The following is a 17112-nucleotide window of genomic DNA, read 5'->3' on the forward strand; positions in this document are numbered from 1 at the left end:
AGTCCCGGCAGCCGCCAGGTGGGAGTACCGCCATCTCGGCCAGCGGCGGCGCGCGAAGGCTCCCACCTACGTCGTAGACGACGAACTCCGCCGAGACATCGCCGTGGCGTTGAGCATCCGGCAGGCGCCTGCGGCGAAAGCCACTCGGTCTTCGGTGGGGGACCACACACCGCGCACCCCAGGACTCGCCGGTGGCGCCGCGAGCTGCATCGAACACACGACAGCGACTAGCGAAGGACCAGCAATATGAATGTGAGCCGCTAGTGGTGGGCCGACCACATGCAGAACGGGACCTCATACGCGAGGTCCCGTTCTGGTTCGGTCTCTGCGTCGCGGACTGATTCAGTTGCCACGACGGCCCTATATGCCCGCGCCCGCATCGCCTGCTTCCAAACCGACCGTGGGATCGCTGAACGGTGCTTCTCGCTCCGTCGCCGATTTCTCGCTGCTGGATTGGCCGGGGGCGACTTCGTGGCCCGACTGCACGGCGCCCAGCGCTTCCAGCAGGGCGGGGTCGATCGAGATTGCGGGATGGATGATCGTCGCAGCCGCCTGTTTGACGTTCTCGATCTGGGACGCCCAGTCCGGTCCGAGGTCGACGGCGAGTTGCTCGAGCTTGTCCGTGAAGACCCTCGACTCGGGCAGGGTGAGGCGTGTTTCCTGTGCCCGGGCGATGACGGTTCGAGTGGGTTCAGTCGAGGACCACGCGCCGGTTTCAGGATCGCGCTTGTTGTAGTCGAAGAGGCCGTCCCGGCGATAGATCCGGCGGCCGGTGATCCGCTGGTCGGCGTCGACCTGATCGCCGAGCTCGGGAAGCCGCGACAGTCGCTGATTGTGCTCGATCTCGCCTGGGTACCGGCCGTACCCGATCTGTTTGACCGCCTCGTTGTAGCGATCGAGCATGCCCAGCAGACTCTCGCCCGGCGATGTCGCCAGGATGACGACTTCGGTCCGGTAGGGCTCGGTGGGTGCTGGCGGATCTGCGAGTCGGTCGAGATACCTGTCCGCTACCTCTGGCCTCATCCCGGTTTCAGCGATGAAATCGACGCCCTTCTCGGTGAGCGCGTCGAACGCCATCTCGAACCAGCGGCGGGCGTCACCGAGAACGACAGCGTCTTCGATTTCCCAGGAATGGGCCTTCGCTTCGGCGTATTTCGGGTGGTAGGGACGGAATCCGTCAGCATCGAAAAACACCATGGGATCATTGATCGCCCGCGTCTGTTGGATGCGCCGTGCGATGGTGCTTTTCCCTGCCCCCGGTTGAGCAGTGAGGAGCATGGCGATCGGCCGCTCCTCGCGGTCGACTCCAACCCTCACGTTTCGAAGCAATCTGGGCAGAATCTCTTTGTCGAAAATTCGCTGCGCTTCGTCTGGGGCGAGGAGGTTGTCCGCAGGGTTGGAGCTGATCACGAGTCGCTCGCTGATGCCTGACCGATCGCGGCTCGCAAAATTGGCGCGTCGATCCGAAAGACCTGGTCGATGGCCTCGCTATCGTCGGGATGAAGCGCGTCACGGCGCGTATCCCAATCCCGGACGACCGCATCGATGGATGCCGTGGGGGGGATGCCCAGTGCCGCCCGAATTTTGGCGGCGCCTTCGTCGTTGCTGGCGATCCCGATCAGAGATCCCAGCGCCTCGAAGGCCACTTCATATCGACTGTCGACGGACTTCGGAATTGGGCTGTTCAGCGGCTTGGCCATTTGTATCCTTTCGTCGGTTTTCCTGAGCTAAGGATAGCACTGCAAGTATTGATAATTCTTCTGTAAAGCGTTGTGGCCGTGCCTATTTCGTGATTCGAAGTCTCCTGGTGTGGATCGCATTCAATGCGTTCGGGGTCCGCGATTGAGCACCCGGGAAGGGTGTCGCGACGACGAACCTGGGAGCTGCTACTCGTCGACCACCGCTCGCAGGTGTCGTCCGTCCTTGTCGGCGCGTAGCTCGGTGGCCAGCGCGCGCGCTTCGGCCGCCTGCTGTACGGCTTCGGGCCGGTTTTCCTCGGTGGCGATCCGGTCGAGTAGCGATGCCTTGCGGTCCAGCATTCTGGCGCGCTTGTCGTTGTCGACGCGGTCGAAAGGGTTGCGGTACAGCCGGTTGATGGCCTCGAGGACCTGACCCAGTTCCGCGGTGACGCTCAGTTCGGGCAGTCCGCCGGTGACCGAGTGGTCTCCGCCCTCGAAGCCGTGCTCGTACACCCAGGTGTCGAGTCGTTGGCCGATTTCGGTGGGCCGGAACGCTGCGCCGGGCAGCCTCAGATTGCGGATTCGGCCGGTCTGTTCGTAGAACGGCTCGTGGAGGGCCTCTTTCCATTCGGTCACGTCGTCGCTGTAGCGCGCGTGCGCGGACTGGCGCGAGATGTCGAAGGCCTCACCGATGCAGTCCCAGGAGCTGTGGCGCTCCCGTTCGTAGATCACCGCGCGTGCGAGAACGGACTGAGCCCGATCGACCAGACATGCGGCGGCCTCGACGACTTCGCCGGGATGCCAGCCGTCATCGCTCTCGGTCGAAATAAGGCTGGCGGCACGGGTGGCCAGGTCGCTTAGTTCATCGCAGAGCACGAGGCGTGCCAGGGCTGCGGTGCTGTAGGAGTATCGGTCGTCTTCATTCGTTTCCATATCGTCAGTCTACAACTGACATGAAACCTTTGTCAGTCCATGGCTGACAAGGGTTCTTGCTTGAAACGCCGTCAGGATGTCCTGACAACCGATAGTCTGTCAGGACATCCTGACAGAGACTTTGGGGGTTGATATGAGTAGGCAGACAGACGACGGGCATGAAGGCTACGTCATGCACGTGTTCGCTGATGGGGCGTACGGCGGGTCGTACTCGGCGGGCCCGCTCGCGACGCACTCCGCTGATGGCGCGATGCTGCCAGTCGGGCAATGGCACGAACGCCCCGACGCCGAGGTGGTGGGGTGGCGCCCGATGTGCGATGACCTGAACCATCACGGGCGCGAGTGCTGGCGCGGCAAGCTGTGGACCCGGGTCACCGACCCGACTGAACACGATCTGACACGGCAGCGGATCTACAGCAAGGACGCGATGCTGACCGAGCTTCGCGTGGACCTGTTGCTGCGGGAGTGGGAATACCACGTCGCACCGACGCGCGGCACTGCCGAGGTGGAGTTCGCCGCCGGCGAGGTGGCCGAGGCGCAGCGGCGTCTCGCCGAGGCTGTGCGGTCGGCTCGTGGACAGGGTGCGTCATGGGAGGCGATCGGCAAGGCGGCAGGGATGACCCGCCAGTCGGCACACGAGCGCTGGGCGCAGGTGATCTCATGACCACCCCTGTGGCGCGTGTTCATCTGCCGAATGGGTTCCTGCCGGTCGGCAAACGGCATCGCTCGGTGTGCACATGCGGCTGGATGACCACACCCCGCGCAACCGAAGACCGGGCGCTGACCGCACTGCTGTCCGACCACGGGTGGACCGTGCCGATCTGCGTGCTGTGCGAGACGGACCACCAGGGCTACGTCGGCCGGGACTGGTTCGCGCTGCAGCGTGAGGTCGAGATTCTCGACGACCCGTACACCGGCGGGACGTTCCTGGTGTGCAGGAACAGCCCCCAGAGCTGCCGAGACCGTACCGATCAGCGGATGCTGCACCTGGACCGCACGGTGGCCGAGAATTTCGGCATCGAGGTACCCCGCCCGCGCCTGCGCGTGGTCAAGAGCAGCACTGACCGGGACGATTGAGCCTGAACTGGCGTTACAGCGGACCCATCTCGCGGCCTGCCGCGACAGCGTCTATCGACTAAGACGAAGCCGCAGCCGACTTCGCGATGCGGTCGGTAACCGCCTGAGTCATGTTCTGTTCCCATTCGGTGGGCAAGGATCCGCCGCCGCCGCCGAACGCCATCTGCACCAGCGATCGTCCAGCGCGAACGATGACAAGGTCGATCACAGCAGTCCACGACTTACCGGCGTTGATCTGCCCGGCGGCGTGGGACTTGGCCACCTTGATGCGAAAAGCGCTGACCCCGTCGCCGATCTGCGGGAATTCCAGCCGGGCGACCCGCTCTACCTTCTGGACGGGATCTGTGGGCTCGGGGTCACCCAACTTCCAGACCGACCCTGGCGATTTCTGCAGGCAATCGGTGACATTGGATTTGCTCAGGGTATCGAAGCGTGCCTTCGCGATCTCCGCTGTCGTCATCAGCTCGATCCGCGAGCCCGCCCCGTAAGGCGAGTCGGCGAAAGTCGGCGACGTCGCCCACGCCGTAGCGGAGCCTGCACCAAGCGGGTCCACCGCGAGGCACTTGACCAGGTCCTGAGTCCAGATACCTTGGTCAGCACCCTGATCCGTGCCGGACTGCGGACTGCCGACTGCGGGCCACTTGTTCGGCAGATCGCTCACGGCAAGGACTGCAGAAGCAGCGAGATCTCGATCCGCGGCCGAGTCCGAGCCCTCAGAGCTTCCGCAACTCGTCATCGTCCCCGTCACCACTAGAGCGACAGCCACCCCCACAACGAACCGCACAGTGTCCCCCTCTTAGCCGAATCGGGATCGAACCTACACGACCTTCGGTGTGCGGCAACAGCTCTAAGGTCAGGGACACCCTACGATTCGTCAGAGCGATGCCCGAGGTCGGCCAGATATTCTGCGACGATCAGGTGAGGTTGCGCCGGATCTTGATCGTGGTTGTGCGCTCTATCGCATCCAACACCGTCAGGTACGACTCTTCATCGCCTGTTCGGACGCTGCGCTCGCGGTAGATGGTGGCGGCCAGCGCGTCACGCAGCTGAGAGAGCGCAACACGAGGCTCGGTCGCTGTCCCGTACAGGAGTGCGGGCGCAGTGTTCTCGATGGTAATGCCGACGGTGCTGCACAGATCGGTGAGATCCTGCTGAACTTCGGCGCTGGTTGCGTACATCGCGGTCATCGGCCCGGTCCTTCCTTATTGAATGATCAGCGATGCGGTCTTTGCCCGCAGCGCTTTGACTTCGGGGTGATCATGGGTAGCAGCCGCAGTGTGGATCTCCTCCAGGTTCGCAGCTAGGCGTGCCGATCCGATGCCTGTCGCCGCGGCGACGGCGGCCTGGCCTAGTGCGGCGCCCTCTTCGGGGTCCGATCCACGCAGAGCGAGTGCGGCGTCGAGCGCGAGGCAGAATGCCCGTGATCGGCTCCAGTCAGAGCCGTAGTTGTCGGCGGCGACGCGCAGCCGATGGCGGGTCTCGTCAACGGCGTGGCCATGGAGGGCGATGCCGAACAGTCCGTGTGCAGTGTCGCCATTGAGCTGGGCGAAACTGAAATAGTCGGAAAACGAGTCGTAGTCGGGCTCGTCGCGGTCGGCTGCCGCGTCATGGAAGTGCTCATCAGCGTCGCGGACGGCCCTCAGAGTTTCACGGACGTCCCCGATGGCGCCAAACGCTCGTGCTTGGACTGCAGCAAGGTTCGCCCGGCGCAGGCTTGAGATCCGGTCTTCACGCACCTTGGCCGCGCCGAGGATGGTGAGTGCTTCGTCGGCTTGGCCGAGGTAGATGGCCTGACGAGCCATGTCGCTCAGGACATCCGCGCGCAGCCACCACGATCCTGCTTGCTCGGCGCAGTGAAGGGCGATTCGGAAGAATCTGTCCGCTGCTCGGTGCTGGCCTGCATCGAAATGTGCCCACCCAACGGCATCGGCCAGTGCGGCGACCGCCGCGTTGAGGTTCAAGTTCACCGTATGCGAACTGGCACTCTCCAGCAGCGTCACGGCTCGACGGACTTGGGCGGCCATCACCTCCCATGCGAACGGGTGGCCGAGGTTGTCGGCGCGGCGCACGGCTTCGGCGATCCGCGCGACTTCCTCGACGTGTTCTGGTCCGATCAGCCGAGGTGTTGGGGTGTGCACGATGGCATCGTTCAATGTGGCCTGCAGTCCGCCGGCCAGCAGAGCGCTCCCCCCCATCGCGGCCAAGCCGCGAAGGAAGTCGATCCGCCGCACGTCATCCTCCTCAGTGTTTGCCGAACGTGCGCGGCGACTACGGAATCCCAGCTCCGCCACCGGCACGCCGAACGCTTTCTCGATAGCCACACGGTACGGGCGCTGAGGGTTACTGACATCCCCTCGTTCTAGGCGGCGAATGGATTCGTCGTCGTAACGCCCCGGGCGGCTATGAATCGCGGCATAGGCGGCATTGATTCGGTCCGCTGTCTCCTGCTGCGTCCAACCGCGTTCCGCAATCCGTTGCGTGAGAAGCGAATTCGGAGTCCGCAAGCGCGGCGGCTGCATGGTTGACCTTCCCAAAGAGGTGACCTGCGACTGGTGTTCAGGATACGAGCACCTTCGTCCCCCCGGGAAGGTGCCGTGCTCTTTTTGGGGGGCATTCTGAGGGGTTGTTTGCCCTGTTGGCCAACAGGTATCGAATGTGACGCTTATCTCGTGCTCGGCGTCGGGCATATGTCATCGATCCCCCCGTATTGACGGCAAACACCGACGCGCCCAGACAGCTTCGAGACGGTCTCGGGCTGCGCAACGACGCCGAGCACGTTCCAGCAGTTCCTGGCGATCCGAGGAGGCGTTGTGCGAAAGCTCGACTTTTCGCTGTGCGAGGTCACCCACCGCGATTGCAGCACGGACCCTGCCGGATTCACAGGCCACGACGAGTCCTACGCGGTCATGCAACTCCATGCCGCTCACGGGCCGGAATGCCGTCGGTTCCTGGCCGCTCAAGCACATTTCTCCGCCGAGCTCGACGACTGAGTCCTGGCGGACTAGGAGGTAGTGGTGATCGCCCAAATCCTGTTCGGACACGCACTTTTCGCTGGGGCGCCACCATGCCGCGCGATCGATCGCGGCGTGAGGATCCGGCGATGACCAGGATGATCGGCTATCTGCGGTGCGCGCTGGTTCGTCGCGACGATCTCCTGCTCGTCGAACATCAGCTGCGCCAGTGCGCGCTGGCCGCCGAGGGCGTTCTCACCGACGTACGTCAAGAGCCCGCCCCGAAGGCCAACGCGCTGTATTCGCTGATGCAGCACCTGGACCACCGACACGAGAGTCGCCTAATCCCCACGTTGACCAGCCTCGCCAACCGCGAGCAGATCGACCTACGCCCGTTCCGCGGCGCACCGGCCAGCTCGACAGTGCTGTGGACCGCCGTAGCCGACATCGAATCTGCGGGTCGTGGTGGCTATCTGGTCGTGCCGAGCATGAACCATCTCGAGGGACTCGACATCCCACGCCGGCAGGTGATGGAACGGCTCGCCAAACTCCAGCCCCACATCAGCGTGCTCGATGCCAGCGCCGCCGAGCAGGTACCCGCTGTCGCCGCGGCCGGCGAACAGCTCATCGGTGAATTCCAAGTCGCACCAGTGCCCTTGGCCGAGGAAATCGTCCGGATCAACACCCGGACTCGACTAGCACGGGCCACGCTCGGCCACATGATCGACACGGTCGACATCCTTATGCGGGAGCTGGTCGGCACGGTCACCGAAGCCGACCACCTCTCCGGCCAAGACCACACCCTCACCATCTTCATCCACCACGACGCGTCCAAAGCGGTGCTGGCGATCACCTGCCTGGATTCCCGCGACTTCGTCGACAAACCACCGCACCCCGCCATACACGCCGCGTGCCACGGCGGCCGCGTGACCCGGTCGCGCTACGGCAGCGGAACCTCGACCCGCTGCGAGATCCCGCTGATCGGCGCGAACCGTGAAACCACCACTCCCACGGCTGCATTAGCGCGGCGGTGAGCGGTGATGGATGTACGGGTGAGCGTCGCGTTTCCGGCACCGACAACCAACACGGTGGGCCCGGTCTTCTATTACCGGGCCAGTCGAACTGCTGCCGCCGCGTTCACCACGGCAATGCGGCAATGGGACGACAAGATCCTGGTCACCGTGGATGCGGCGGTGTCGAAAACGCTGTCTGTGCTGCCCTGCCACGAGCTCTACGAAGCATGACCGATCACGACCACCCCGACCTTCCCCGGCGGGAACCCCGAGACATCGACGAGGCGACGCCGGGCTTCTACTACGTCACCGACCCCGTCTTCTTGCGCCGCGTCGTCGCGGGCCTACAGGCACCCGCCGGCGCACCACTGGATTCCACCGAATCCCAGTCGTCCTATCCCGATACCGAACTCAAGGAGGAGTCACCATGCACACGGTAATCACCGGCGGCGCCGGGTTGATCGGCAGTCATCTGGCCAGAAAGCTCGCCGTAGACGGAGGCAAGGTCACGGTGATCGACAACCTGTCGACCGGATTCCGCGCGAATCTGGCGGAGACCGAAACCAATCCGAATGTGACTCTGCGCATCGCCGACGTCACTGACCGGTCAGCGTTCGACGATCTCGGAGACGTCGATTCGATCGTTCACCTGGCTTGTCCTGCCGCGCCCGCGATGTACATGTCGATGCCTATCGAGACCCTGCGGGCCGGATCGGCTGGCTCGATGAACGCACTGACGTGCGCGGCGGCCACCGGCGCGCGGATCATCCTGGCCTCATCCAGCGATGTCTACGGCGACACCGCCGAACACCCGCAGGTGGAGTCCTCCCGCGGCGCGATCGACCCGATCGGACCGCGCAGCGCGTACGAAATCGCCAAGATGTTCACCGAGGCGGCCGCGGTCAACTTCCACCGCGCCCACAATGTCCGCGCCGGGGTGATCCGGCCATTCAACGTCTACGGGCCCGGCATGTGGGGCGGCGACTCCCGGGTGGTTCCCGCCTTCTGCTCGGCGGCGCTGGCCGGTGAGACCCTGCATCTGCACGGCGGCACCCAAACTCGCAGCCTGCTCTACGTCGCCGACGCCGTGACCGCGATCTGCTCGATGCTCGAACACGACACCTTCGGCCCGGTCAATGTCGGCAGTCAAGAGGAAGTGTCGATCCTGGACCTCGCCACCAAGATCATCGAGCTGGCGGGCGCGGGCTCGGTGGAAGTGACCGAGGGCCGCGCCCAGGACGCCCCGTCACGATGCCCCGACATGTGCCGTGCCGACGTGGTGCTGAACTGGGAGCCGCGAGTGTCGTTGGACGAAGGTCTCGCCCGCACCCTGGATTGGATGCGGGCACACCAGGCTGGTCCCGCCGCGTTCGAGGTGGCGGCGTGAGCGCCGAGGTGCGGTTCGTTTTGCCGACGAACTGGAGCACCGTCGCCAAACGCGACCTCACGGGCCTTACCTGCTCGGCCGACACGCTCGGCGAGGCGCTGCGGTGGCTCTCGGCGCAGTGCCCCGAAGTAGCGGACCGGGTCCTCGACACCCAGGGCAAGATCCCGCGCTGCGCGGTGGTCGCCGTCGACGACCAGCGCGTCAGCACATCCGAAGGCCTGGACTGGCGGTTCACCGCGCCCCAGCACGAGGTGTCACTGCTCTCGGCGTTCATGGGCGGATGAGAATGAGCTCCACCAGCACTCTCGCCGACGGAATGGTATGGATCACCGGCGGAAACACCGAAATCGGTTCGCCGGAGCATCACCTCGCCGCGATCGGCGACGAACAGCACTACCCGCGGACCTGGTTCGACGACGAAGGACCACAGCACCTCGAGATCACGGCCGGATTCTGGCTCGATCGAACACCGGTCACCAACGCCGAGTTCGCGGCGTTCGCTGACGACACCGGATGGATGACCGCCACCGAGCGCCGTCGGGAGGGCCTGGTCTACGGCCCGGCGTATTGGGACACGCTGCCCGGGGTGTCCTGGCGGCGACCCAGCCACGACATAGACGCAGTGGCCGACCGCCCCGATCACCCGGTCGTGCACGTCGACCATGCCGACGCCTCGGCGTACGCCCGGTGGGCGAGCAAGCGGCTGCCCACCGAAGTCGAGTGGGAGGCCGCTGCGCACGGACCAACCTGGAGTGCCTGGCCGTGGGGATCGACATGGTCACCCGAGGCCGCCAACACCGCCGAATATTGGGCGGGCGCCGAACTGCGCACGCTGGCGGACTGGAAGTCCTGGTACGCATCGCACTGGCGAGCTAACGGCGCGGCGCCAGCCACCACCCCGGTCGGGCAGTTCCGGGATTTCGCTTCGCCGTTCGGCATCCTGGATATGGCCGGGCAAGTCACCGAATGGACCGCAACGATCTATCACCCGTACGCGGCAGCCTGCACGGATCCGAGCTACGCCGCGGCCGGGCGGCTCGGCTTCAAGGTCGCGCGTGGCGGATCGTGGAAGATGATGCGTTGGCAAACCCGCACAAGCGAACGCATCTGCGGCATCCCAGAATACGCCGCATTCGACCTGGGATTCCGGTGCGCGGCCGATGCGCCGCCACCGACTGATTCCACTGAGGACTCACACAACAAGGAGCATCATGGCTGAGGGCTCGAACATCATCATCCGCAACGCCGCCAATCAGATCCTGTTATTCCTGCGTGACGAAAAGCCCACCATTCCATGCCCTGGCATGTGGGCACTGTTGGGCGGATACCGCGAGCCCGGTGAGTCTCCCCTCGAATGCGTCATCCGCGAAATCGAGGAAGAGATCAAGGTCGTGCTCAATCCAGATGCCGTCCATCACTACATGACCCGCGACAGGCACTGGGGGCTACGAGAGCACACCTTCCAAACCCGACTCGACCTCGACCTGAGCACGACGACGCTCACCGAGGGACAGATGCTCAAGTGGTTCACCGCGGCGGAAATCGAGGCGACTGAGCTCGGGTTCGAGGAAAATGAGATGTTGCTTGACTACTTCGCCGAGTTGGATCGGTCCTCCGTGACGAACTGAGGCCGATGGCTCACCAATCTCGATCTGGAGTTCAGCCGCGTCGATGTAGTCGGCGCGGCTGAACTCTGTGTATGCCGAGCCAGCGAAGGCTACTCACCGAGCCCAGCGGCCTCGACTGCAGGGCCAGAGCCGGGGTCGGCGACAGGAGGAGGCGAGGGGGAGGCTGTGGTTGTTTTCAGTGGCTTGATGCGATCGGATCCGAATCCGGCTGCGCGAAGTGCCCCCAGGTCGACACCTTCGATCGTCGTGGTCGACGCGCGTGCCGCGTCACGCACGGACTCGAGGTGCGCCAGGGCCGCCGGGCGTCCTTCGTCGTGTAGCAGCTGCAAGTAGTGCGCCGCTGCTGCCTTGCCTGCGGTCTTCGAGTGAACGAGGACGGGTTGGAGTGTCTCGTGGAGGCCTTCTTTGACCGCTCCAGGGTCGAAGACCATGATCGACAGCTTGCCGTGATCACCGGGCAGGTCGATCTTCAATTGCGGTCCTGGCGTTTCCGCAACAGCGAGGAACCCAGATCCCTCGTTTAGCGATCGGAGCTTGGTCCCGCGGCAGATGATGGTGTCCCCACCACTATCGACTCTGACCTGCGTCAGCGTTCGGCTGACGCCTTTGTAGGTGTCGCCGAGGGAGAACAACGACCCAAGCTCGCGACCGAAGATCGCGCCGCCGGCCCGGAGATCGTCGGTGACGAACAACCGTGTGTCCGCCGCTTGGTAGCTGTCGAGTCCGCGGTCGACGAGGACCTCGGCGAAAGGGTTCCCCCGGATCGCCTCCTGGAACTGGTGATAGTAGGCGTCTGCGTCGCGCTGATGCAGCTCGTAGACGGTAGGGGTCTGGTTGCCCCGCGCCTGCAGCCGAGCAGCGTCAGCCGCGGTGAGAGAATGAGCGGCGATGGGGTGAATATCCCGATCGCCGAATTTCAGTACCCGAAGCTCTCCGCCATCCGGATCGCCCGGTCGGGCCACTTCTGCTCGATTCTCTGCCGCTCCGCCTCGCTGAGGTCCAGGCTCCACCCGGCCTCCCGCCGCCAGAAGTCTTCTCGCTGGGCTTGAGTCAGCGGCGTCTCGTCCGATTCCATCGGATTCCTCCATTGTTTCTCCGGAAACTTCTCCCAATCAGCTCAATGAATTCATTGAAACATTCACTGAGCCAATACTTTTCGTATTTGATCTTACGCCTGATCGGACAGGTCTACATCTCTGTCTCGGATCGACAAAGGCAATCCAGAGGCTTGGACAACTGGAACTGGCGCCTATTCGGCGCCGACGGAGGCGCCACTTTCGGCGGCCGCCGTCATGGCCGGTTGGTTCGGGTCGTGTGCGAGGGGATCGCGCTGGCGGCCGAGTGCGGGCCGGTCGGGGTTGGTGGCCTGTCCGACCGCTCTCATCGCGTCGATGATCTCGGCGGGCACGGCCACCCCGGTCGTGCGGTCGTGGTCGGCTGCTGCGATCTCAGGCGTCTGCCCGATGTCATGGCTGGGTTGTGCGCCTCCGGATTGCTCCCAGGCATGGAACTCCCAGGACGCGACGACAAGGTCCCATGGATCGCGGTCGAACGGCTTTCCCTCTCGCGCGGTCTGGACGATGGCATTGAGGACGTCGGTGGCACGGCCGCGCTCGGCGGTGCTCAGGTGTGCGCTGCGTTCGATGTTGTACATCGTGCGCATGATGTTCTCGCGCCCGGTGTCAGGATGCTCGCGAAGTAGGGTCGGCAGTTCGGCGAACCACTCGCGTAGCTGGTCGCGACTCTGGGCGGGTCCGAATTGGACAGCTTCTGCACGATTCCACGGTTTGCCTGCGAACGGATTGTCCAGTGCTGGGGCCCTGCTGGCAACGGGTCGGCTCGCCCGCTGTTCGGCCCGCTCCTGGTGTAGCTGTTCCCAGCGCTGCAGGCGACGGAGATCGCTGGGGCTGAGCATCCCGAGCCTGACCCTGGACAGGAATGCCTCGGCGCGTGCCTTGAGGTTGTGGTAGCCCAGCTTGTCTTTGTACAGCTCGCGCCACTTCGCCTCCGATTGGAAGATCGGGCCCAGCGGCTTGTGCGGAGCATAATGCGCGTTCCGAAGCGCTGAGATCGCGCGCCCGCGTTCGGTTTCGGACAGCGTTGTGGTCGCGTTGATGCGCCGCTCGATCGCGGTCATCTGCCGGAGCAGTCCTCGGACGCGGGCCAGGTCGGTGATATCGGGGTAGGTGCGGACATGCTGGTGGTGCTGTTGCACCGCGGAGGTGATAGCGCGGCGAATATTTTCGAGTTCGGCGCGGCTTTCGGCTGCGGCTTGCCGCTGCTGCTGTCGCAGCGTCGATCGGTCGATCGGTCTGGTCATCGTTTTGCTCCTGCGTCAGCTCCTCTGGGGAGATTCAGGCGTAGCGCGCCGGCCACGTGGGAGGCCGTGGTCAGCGGACGGTGTGCATCGACACCTCGACGGTGTCGCCGGTGTGGATGTGGTCGATCATGTGGATGGCGATCTCGCCGACTGGCCAGATCCCAGCCGGGATGTGCTTGACCGCGAAGGTGATCCGTCCGGGCTCGGGGGTTGCGACGACCCGGAATTGGCGGTGCTGGCGGGCGCCGTCGGCCATGGTCACCCTGATGGTCACGGCTTGGCCCGGCAGGGGAGTGGGCAGGGCCCGGTCGAGGTCGGCCGCGCTGATCGTGAACTCGGTCAGGTTGGCGCGAGATGTCGTTCTCTCCTGCACGGTGGCGGGGATGAACATCTGCTGCGGGCGGTAGCCGTGCTGGTCGTAGAGAGCGGTCTCACGCCCGATGAGTGCCTCGGCGAGCATCCAATACAGCTGGCTCCATGCGTCTTTGACTGCGCTGGTGACGGCGTCGGGCTCGAGAACTTCGACGATCGCGGCGAACAGGTGCTCGTAGACGGTGGCGTACTGACCGGCGGTGACACCGAGCGAGACGTGCTTGGCGGCGATGTGGTTCAGCATCGCGGTCGGACGGGTCTTGGTGGGGTCGGTGACCGCGGCGGCGAAGGTGGTGACTGCGGCGGCGAGCGCGCGGGGTTGCCGACCGGTGAGCTGGTGTTCTCGGTTGAACAGATCCCGGATCAGTTCGGGGTGGGCGCCGAATAGGCGGCGGTAGAAGGTCTCGGTGATCCGGTCGAGTTGTTCGGTGACCAGTGGCAATGTCGCGCGGATCAGCTCGGCGTGGTGGGAGTCGAGCTCGCGGTGGCTTCGCTCCTGCGCCGGGGTGGTTGTCAATGTGTCCTCGTTTCGAGTGTCAGTTCTGGCTCTGCGATGGGCGCTCGCCGGCACCGGAGGCGGGTCAGGACGCGGATGATCCGGCGCCGCTCATGAGGGCCAGGAACAAGATGATCTGGAAGAACAGGGGCATGGAGTCGCTTTCGATCGGTGTCGATTCCGTCAATGTGGTTGCGCTGCGGCATGTTCGAGTCTTGGCGGACCAGAGTCATGGGTCGACTGACTCCAATCGGACTGGTGTCGTACCGACGTAGGCTGGCGGTAGTCGGCTGAAAGGATCGGGGTGTGGTTGTCGACCGATGGACCGGGACCGAGGTCAAAGCGGTTCGGGTAGCCGCGTTGCGATGTACTCAGCTCGCGCTGAGCGAGATGCTCGGCTGCAGCAAGGACGCGGTCTACAAATGGGAGCGTCGCGGCGACGCGGCCGAGTTGGACCTGGAGATGTCCGCGGCGATGGACACGGTGCTGACTCGGCTGACCACCGATCAGCGGAAACGGTTCGAGGCGGCGGTGGATCGCGCCGCGCGCGAAGGCGGAACTTGTCGGTCACAAGCCGTTTCCGGTCAATCCGATATCGAGCAGACGATGTCGACGCTCGGCTGGAACTGCCTCGACGACAATGTCGTCCGTGCGGTTGAGGCAACAGTCATTGCCACGGGTCAGCACGCCGCGATGTTCGGTGCGCGCGCGACGACGCCCACGTTCGCCGCTCAGCTCGACTTCGTTGACGATGTGCTGATGCCGCAGTGTCCGCCGCGGCTTCACGCGCGCATGAGCTCAGCGCGTGGCCGGATCGCGCGCGAGTTGGGCTGGGCTGCCTACGATCGCGGTGACTATACCCAGGCTGTGCAGCTCTACCAATGCAGCCGGGCCGATGCGCACACGGGCGGGGATTGGGCCCTGGCTGCGCTCGTGCTGGCGAACATGGCACGGCTCGAGCTCGCCAGCGGCCCGCTTCATTTTGCGGCCGATCACGCGGCCGCGGCGATGGCGTGGTCGGCGAAGACCTCGGATCTGCTCTTAGGTTCTTATTGCGCCGCCATCGCTGCGAAGGTCGCGATCGCTGGTGGCGCGGCCGGCGAGGCGGGTGAGCATCTGGCGAGAGCCCAGTCGTTGGCGGATCAATCGCGCCGTCCGAGCACGCTTGTGCCGTTCTTCAGTGGCGGTCTTTGCGCGGCGATGCGCGCGAGGTGTTTGGTCCAGTTGGGTGATGCCGCTGCGGGTGTGGCGGCAGCGGAGTCAGCTGTTCGACTGATCGACGACCGGCTGATAGTTGGGCGGGCATACGCGTTGATCAGTCTGGCTGAGGCGCGCGCGCAAGCCGCCAGACCAGACCAGATTGTCGCGGCGCGTGGCACGCTGACCAGGCTTTCTCCACGATCCCGTGCAATGCGGGGACGAGATTGCCATCTGCACGGCCCGGATCGTCCTTGCCGAGAGGACCCCGCACAGCAGTCAGCCGCCCCCACTGAGTAATGAGCGGGGGCGGCTGACTGCTTCTTCTGGTCAATCACCGATGGCTAGTGACTGTTCTGCCTCGACAGAGAGTTCAGTCATGCCCCCCGGTGGCGGCAGTGCTGAGCTATGCCCACGGGCTGCTGCTGCGGGCGCGTGCGCACGGCACGCCTCGATGACGCCGCTGATCTCGTCGGCGACCGTGTCACTGCCCCGCGACTTCCACTGTCTGCCCCGCTCAGTGTTTCTGCGGCCGAGCCGCCCGGCTTCAGTGGCATAGGCGTGGACAACGCCTTCGACTACCGCTTGGACGTCTTTTCCGACGCCGCCCTGGTCGAGAATCTTCGTGAGACTGTCCCGTTCCTTGGCGTACCTCTCGCGGCGCTGTGCAAGCGCCTTGGGAGATTCGATGGCGCTGGTGGCCACGTCGTACAGCGTGTTGCCGAGGGCCTGCAGCGCCTTCTCGGCCTGGCTCGAGGTTTTGCTCGATACGTCAATGGTTTTGTCACTGTCGTGTACGCGATCGTGCGCCTCGCGTCGCATCGTGTAGCAGACCTCGGCGCCAAGATCGCTGGTTCGCCGTTCGTCAACCTCGGCCTTGGTGCGCTCATCGACCCAGAGCAGCTCGGGCAAATCGTCCTGGCTGAGGATCTGACCGGCATCGAGGTCGTCGACGACCGCCTTGAGTTGCGCGTGCTCGATGCGGGTCAAGCCCGCAGTGTCGAGCTCGGCAACCAACTCGTCGTGAGTTTGTGCCATCCGCTCGAACCGAACCTCGATGTCGTCGTCCACGCCGAGTGATCGGTAGTTCTCTGGGGCAAGGGGTTCTTCAGCAATGTAGTTGGCTTCTTCGGCCATGTGACCAAGATCGAGAGCGTAGCTCTCGATCTTGCTCTTCAAGGACTCTCGATCCGGATGATCTGCCCACAGCGACGACAGATCCACAGGCCGGCGAGTCTTTATCGCTCGGCCGATGTCGCGCACAATCTCCTGATCTGCCGGGGACAGGACTGCAACTTCTTCTGTCATCCATTCGGCGGGCATGCGTCCCTCGGCGAATTTGTGGAGCAAACCCCGCATCCGACCGCGTGCTTCTACTCGGGGATCGACCATGACAGGGGTCTCAAGTAGATCGAGCGCTGAGACATCGTTGGACAGGTAGGCGATGGTGAATTCAACGTTCTTTCGGACGTCGGGCGGCAGTGCTGCGGTGGTCAATCTGGTGTAGAGCTGGGCGTCGCGCGTGGGTCGATCGAGGATGTGAGCGCGCGGATCGGCCGGATCGATGCCAGCTCCCCGCCATTCCTCGAGCGCATCCAGCACGGTCGTGCGTGTATCGTCGGGCATCGGTGCGGCAGCGACGATTTCGAGCACGGCTGTTTCGCGGGCGAGTAGGCAGGCGGCGTCATCGAAGTCTTGTAGCGGCATCGGATCGAAGTTCGGATCGATGTCGGCGGTCAGGTCGTCGGCGTCGATGATCACGCCCCAGGAGTTGGCGAGGTGTGTGGAGATCTCCTCGACGCGCGGCGCCGCCAATTCGTCCTGGTCACGCCAGACCAGGGCTGCGGTCAGCACGCCTTGCAGTGCAGCACGATTCGGCCAGGGGATGTCGGCGCTCAGCAGTTCGTGATCAGCGGCGTGATCTCTTCGGATTGCCGCTTCGCCGAGATCGGCCATCCGCGTCCTATCGTGATGTGCCCTATTGACGGCGGTCACGGCGAGCAGGCGGTGGAAGCGCTGGCCGTAGCCGTTGGGCACTCCCAGCTGTGGCGGTAGTGGT

General features: G+C 64.5%; 22 protein-coding genes. 11 read left to right on the plus strand and 11 right to left on the minus strand.

The window, feature by feature from the left end; all coding sequences use genetic code 11:
* Nucleotides 1–360: 360 nt before the first annotated feature.
* The 3 genes from ACFWFP_RS31320 to ACFWFP_RS31330 all read right to left on the minus strand — a co-directional run bounded on the left by ACFWFP_RS31320 (nt 361) and on the right by ACFWFP_RS31330 (nt 2612).
* A complete protein-coding gene (locus ACFWFP_RS31320; protein ID WP_379301096.1) occupies nt 361–1410 on the minus strand; it encodes a zeta toxin family protein in 1050 nt (349 codons plus the stop codon).
* The gene (locus tag ACFWFP_RS31325) at nt 1407–1700 is read right to left on the minus strand and encodes a hypothetical protein (RefSeq protein WP_379301098.1); all 294 of its coding nucleotides are present in this window, start codon (nt 1698–1700) and stop codon (nt 1407–1409) included. Before ACFWFP_RS31325 ends, ACFWFP_RS31320 begins: the two co-directional genes overlap by 4 nt.
* Nucleotides 1701–1886: 186 nt before the next feature.
* The gene (locus ACFWFP_RS31330) at nt 1887–2612 is read right to left on the minus strand and encodes a hypothetical protein (RefSeq protein ID WP_379301100.1); all 726 of its coding nucleotides are present in this window, start codon (nt 2610–2612) and stop codon (nt 1887–1889) included.
* Nucleotides 2613–2745: 133 nt separating this feature from the next.
* Between ACFWFP_RS31330 and ACFWFP_RS31335 the strand changes: the two genes are divergently transcribed.
* Nucleotides 2746–3276, plus strand: a complete 531-nt coding sequence (locus ACFWFP_RS31335) for a hypothetical protein (protein WP_379301102.1) — start codon at nt 2746–2748, stop codon at nt 3274–3276.
* Nucleotides 3273–3689 carry a hypothetical protein gene (locus ACFWFP_RS31340; protein WP_379301104.1) on the plus strand — a complete coding sequence of 139 codons (417 nt, stop codon included), beginning with the start codon at nt 3273–3275 and terminating at the stop codon, nt 3687–3689. The genes ACFWFP_RS31335 and ACFWFP_RS31340 overlap by 4 nt, the downstream gene beginning before the upstream one ends.
* Nucleotides 3690–3747: 58 nt before the next feature.
* Here ACFWFP_RS31340 and ACFWFP_RS31345 read toward each other — a convergent pair whose 3' ends face one another.
* From ACFWFP_RS31345 to ACFWFP_RS31355, 3 genes are all read right to left on the minus strand, one after another.
* Nucleotides 3748–4350: a hypothetical protein gene (locus tag ACFWFP_RS31345; RefSeq protein WP_379301106.1), complete on the minus strand. Its 603-nt coding sequence runs from the start codon at nt 4348–4350 to the stop codon at nt 3748–3750.
* Between the two features lie 253 nt (nt 4351–4603).
* Complete coding sequence (locus ACFWFP_RS31350; RefSeq protein ID WP_379301108.1) at nt 4604–4876, minus strand: hypothetical protein; 273 nt, start codon at nt 4874–4876, stop codon at nt 4604–4606.
* Between the two features lie 15 nt (nt 4877–4891).
* Complete coding sequence (locus ACFWFP_RS31355; protein WP_379301110.1) at nt 4892–6208, minus strand: hypothetical protein; 1317 nt, start codon at nt 6206–6208, stop codon at nt 4892–4894.
* A 291-nt stretch (nt 6209–6499) separates the two neighbouring features.
* Here ACFWFP_RS31355 and ACFWFP_RS31360 point away from each other — a divergent pair, with 291 nt between their 5' ends.
* From ACFWFP_RS31360 to ACFWFP_RS31395, 8 genes are all read left to right on the plus strand, one after another.
* Nucleotides 6500–6679 carry a hypothetical protein gene (locus tag ACFWFP_RS31360; RefSeq protein ID WP_379301112.1) on the plus strand — a complete coding sequence of 60 codons (180 nt, stop codon included), beginning with the start codon at nt 6500–6502 and terminating at the stop codon, nt 6677–6679.
* 110 nt (nt 6680–6789) lie between these two features.
* A complete protein-coding gene (locus tag ACFWFP_RS31365) occupies nt 6790–7674 on the plus strand; it encodes a hypothetical protein (RefSeq protein ID WP_379301114.1) in 885 nt (294 codons plus the stop codon).
* A gap of 18 nt (nt 7675–7692) precedes the next feature.
* The gene (locus tag ACFWFP_RS31370) at nt 7693–7884 is read left to right on the plus strand and encodes a hypothetical protein (RefSeq protein WP_379301116.1); all 192 of its coding nucleotides are present in this window, start codon (nt 7693–7695) and stop codon (nt 7882–7884) included.
* Nucleotides 7881–8093 (plus strand): hypothetical protein, encoded by a 213-nt coding sequence (locus tag ACFWFP_RS31375; protein WP_379301118.1) that lies wholly within the window; start codon nt 7881–7883, stop codon nt 8091–8093. The genes ACFWFP_RS31370 and ACFWFP_RS31375 overlap by 4 nt, the downstream gene beginning before the upstream one ends.
* Nucleotides 8081–9040 (plus strand): NAD-dependent epimerase/dehydratase family protein, encoded by a 960-nt coding sequence (locus ACFWFP_RS31380; RefSeq protein ID WP_379301120.1) that lies wholly within the window; start codon nt 8081–8083, stop codon nt 9038–9040. The genes ACFWFP_RS31375 and ACFWFP_RS31380 overlap by 13 nt, the downstream gene beginning before the upstream one ends.
* Nucleotides 9037–9324, plus strand: coding sequence for a hypothetical protein (locus ACFWFP_RS31385; RefSeq protein ID WP_379301122.1), 288 nt, complete (start codon nt 9037–9039; stop codon nt 9322–9324). The genes ACFWFP_RS31380 and ACFWFP_RS31385 overlap by 4 nt, the downstream gene beginning before the upstream one ends.
* 2 nt (nt 9325–9326) lie before the next feature.
* On the plus strand, nt 9327–10259 hold the full coding sequence (locus tag ACFWFP_RS31390; protein ID WP_379301124.1) for a formylglycine-generating enzyme family protein: 933 nt from the start codon (nt 9327–9329) through the stop codon (nt 10257–10259).
* On the plus strand, nt 10252–10668 hold the full coding sequence (locus tag ACFWFP_RS31395; RefSeq protein WP_379301126.1) for an NUDIX domain-containing protein: 417 nt from the start codon (nt 10252–10254) through the stop codon (nt 10666–10668). Before ACFWFP_RS31390 ends, ACFWFP_RS31395 begins: the two co-directional genes overlap by 8 nt.
* An 89-nt stretch (nt 10669–10757) precedes the next feature.
* On the opposite strand, the gene ACFWFP_RS31400 is transcribed toward ACFWFP_RS31395, so the two are convergent.
* From ACFWFP_RS31400 to ACFWFP_RS31415, 4 genes are all read right to left on the minus strand, one after another.
* Entirely contained in the window at nt 10758–11630 is an 873-nt protein-coding gene (locus ACFWFP_RS31400) for a hypothetical protein (RefSeq protein ID WP_379301128.1), read from the minus strand.
* On the minus strand, nt 11585–11743 hold the full coding sequence (locus tag ACFWFP_RS31405) for a hypothetical protein (RefSeq protein ID WP_379301130.1): 159 nt from the start codon (nt 11741–11743) through the stop codon (nt 11585–11587). Before ACFWFP_RS31405 ends, ACFWFP_RS31400 begins: the two co-directional genes overlap by 46 nt.
* A 174-nt stretch (nt 11744–11917) precedes the next feature.
* Nucleotides 11918–12988, minus strand: coding sequence for a hypothetical protein (locus ACFWFP_RS31410; RefSeq protein ID WP_379301132.1), 1071 nt, complete (start codon nt 12986–12988; stop codon nt 11918–11920).
* A 70-nt stretch (nt 12989–13058) separates the two neighbouring features.
* Complete coding sequence (locus tag ACFWFP_RS31415) at nt 13059–13877, minus strand: hypothetical protein (protein ID WP_379301134.1); 819 nt, start codon at nt 13875–13877, stop codon at nt 13059–13061.
* Between the two features lie 285 nt (nt 13878–14162).
* On the opposite strand from ACFWFP_RS31415, the gene ACFWFP_RS31420 reads away from it, so the two are divergent.
* Complete coding sequence (locus tag ACFWFP_RS31420) at nt 14163–15353, plus strand: hypothetical protein (RefSeq protein ID WP_379301136.1); 1191 nt, start codon at nt 14163–14165, stop codon at nt 15351–15353.
* A gap of 30 nt (nt 15354–15383) precedes the next feature.
* On the opposite strand, the gene ACFWFP_RS31425 is transcribed toward ACFWFP_RS31420, so the two are convergent.
* Nucleotides 15384–17009 carry a hypothetical protein gene (locus ACFWFP_RS31425; RefSeq protein WP_379301138.1) on the minus strand — a complete coding sequence of 542 codons (1626 nt, stop codon included), beginning with the start codon at nt 17007–17009 and terminating at the stop codon, nt 15384–15386.
* Between the last annotated feature and the right edge of the window lie 103 nt (nt 17010–17112).

The sequence above is a fragment of the Nocardia sp. NPDC060249 genome (genome assembly GCF_042728755.1).
In the GTDB taxonomy this organism is placed as follows: domain Bacteria; phylum Actinomycetota; class Actinomycetes; order Mycobacteriales; family Mycobacteriaceae; genus Nocardia.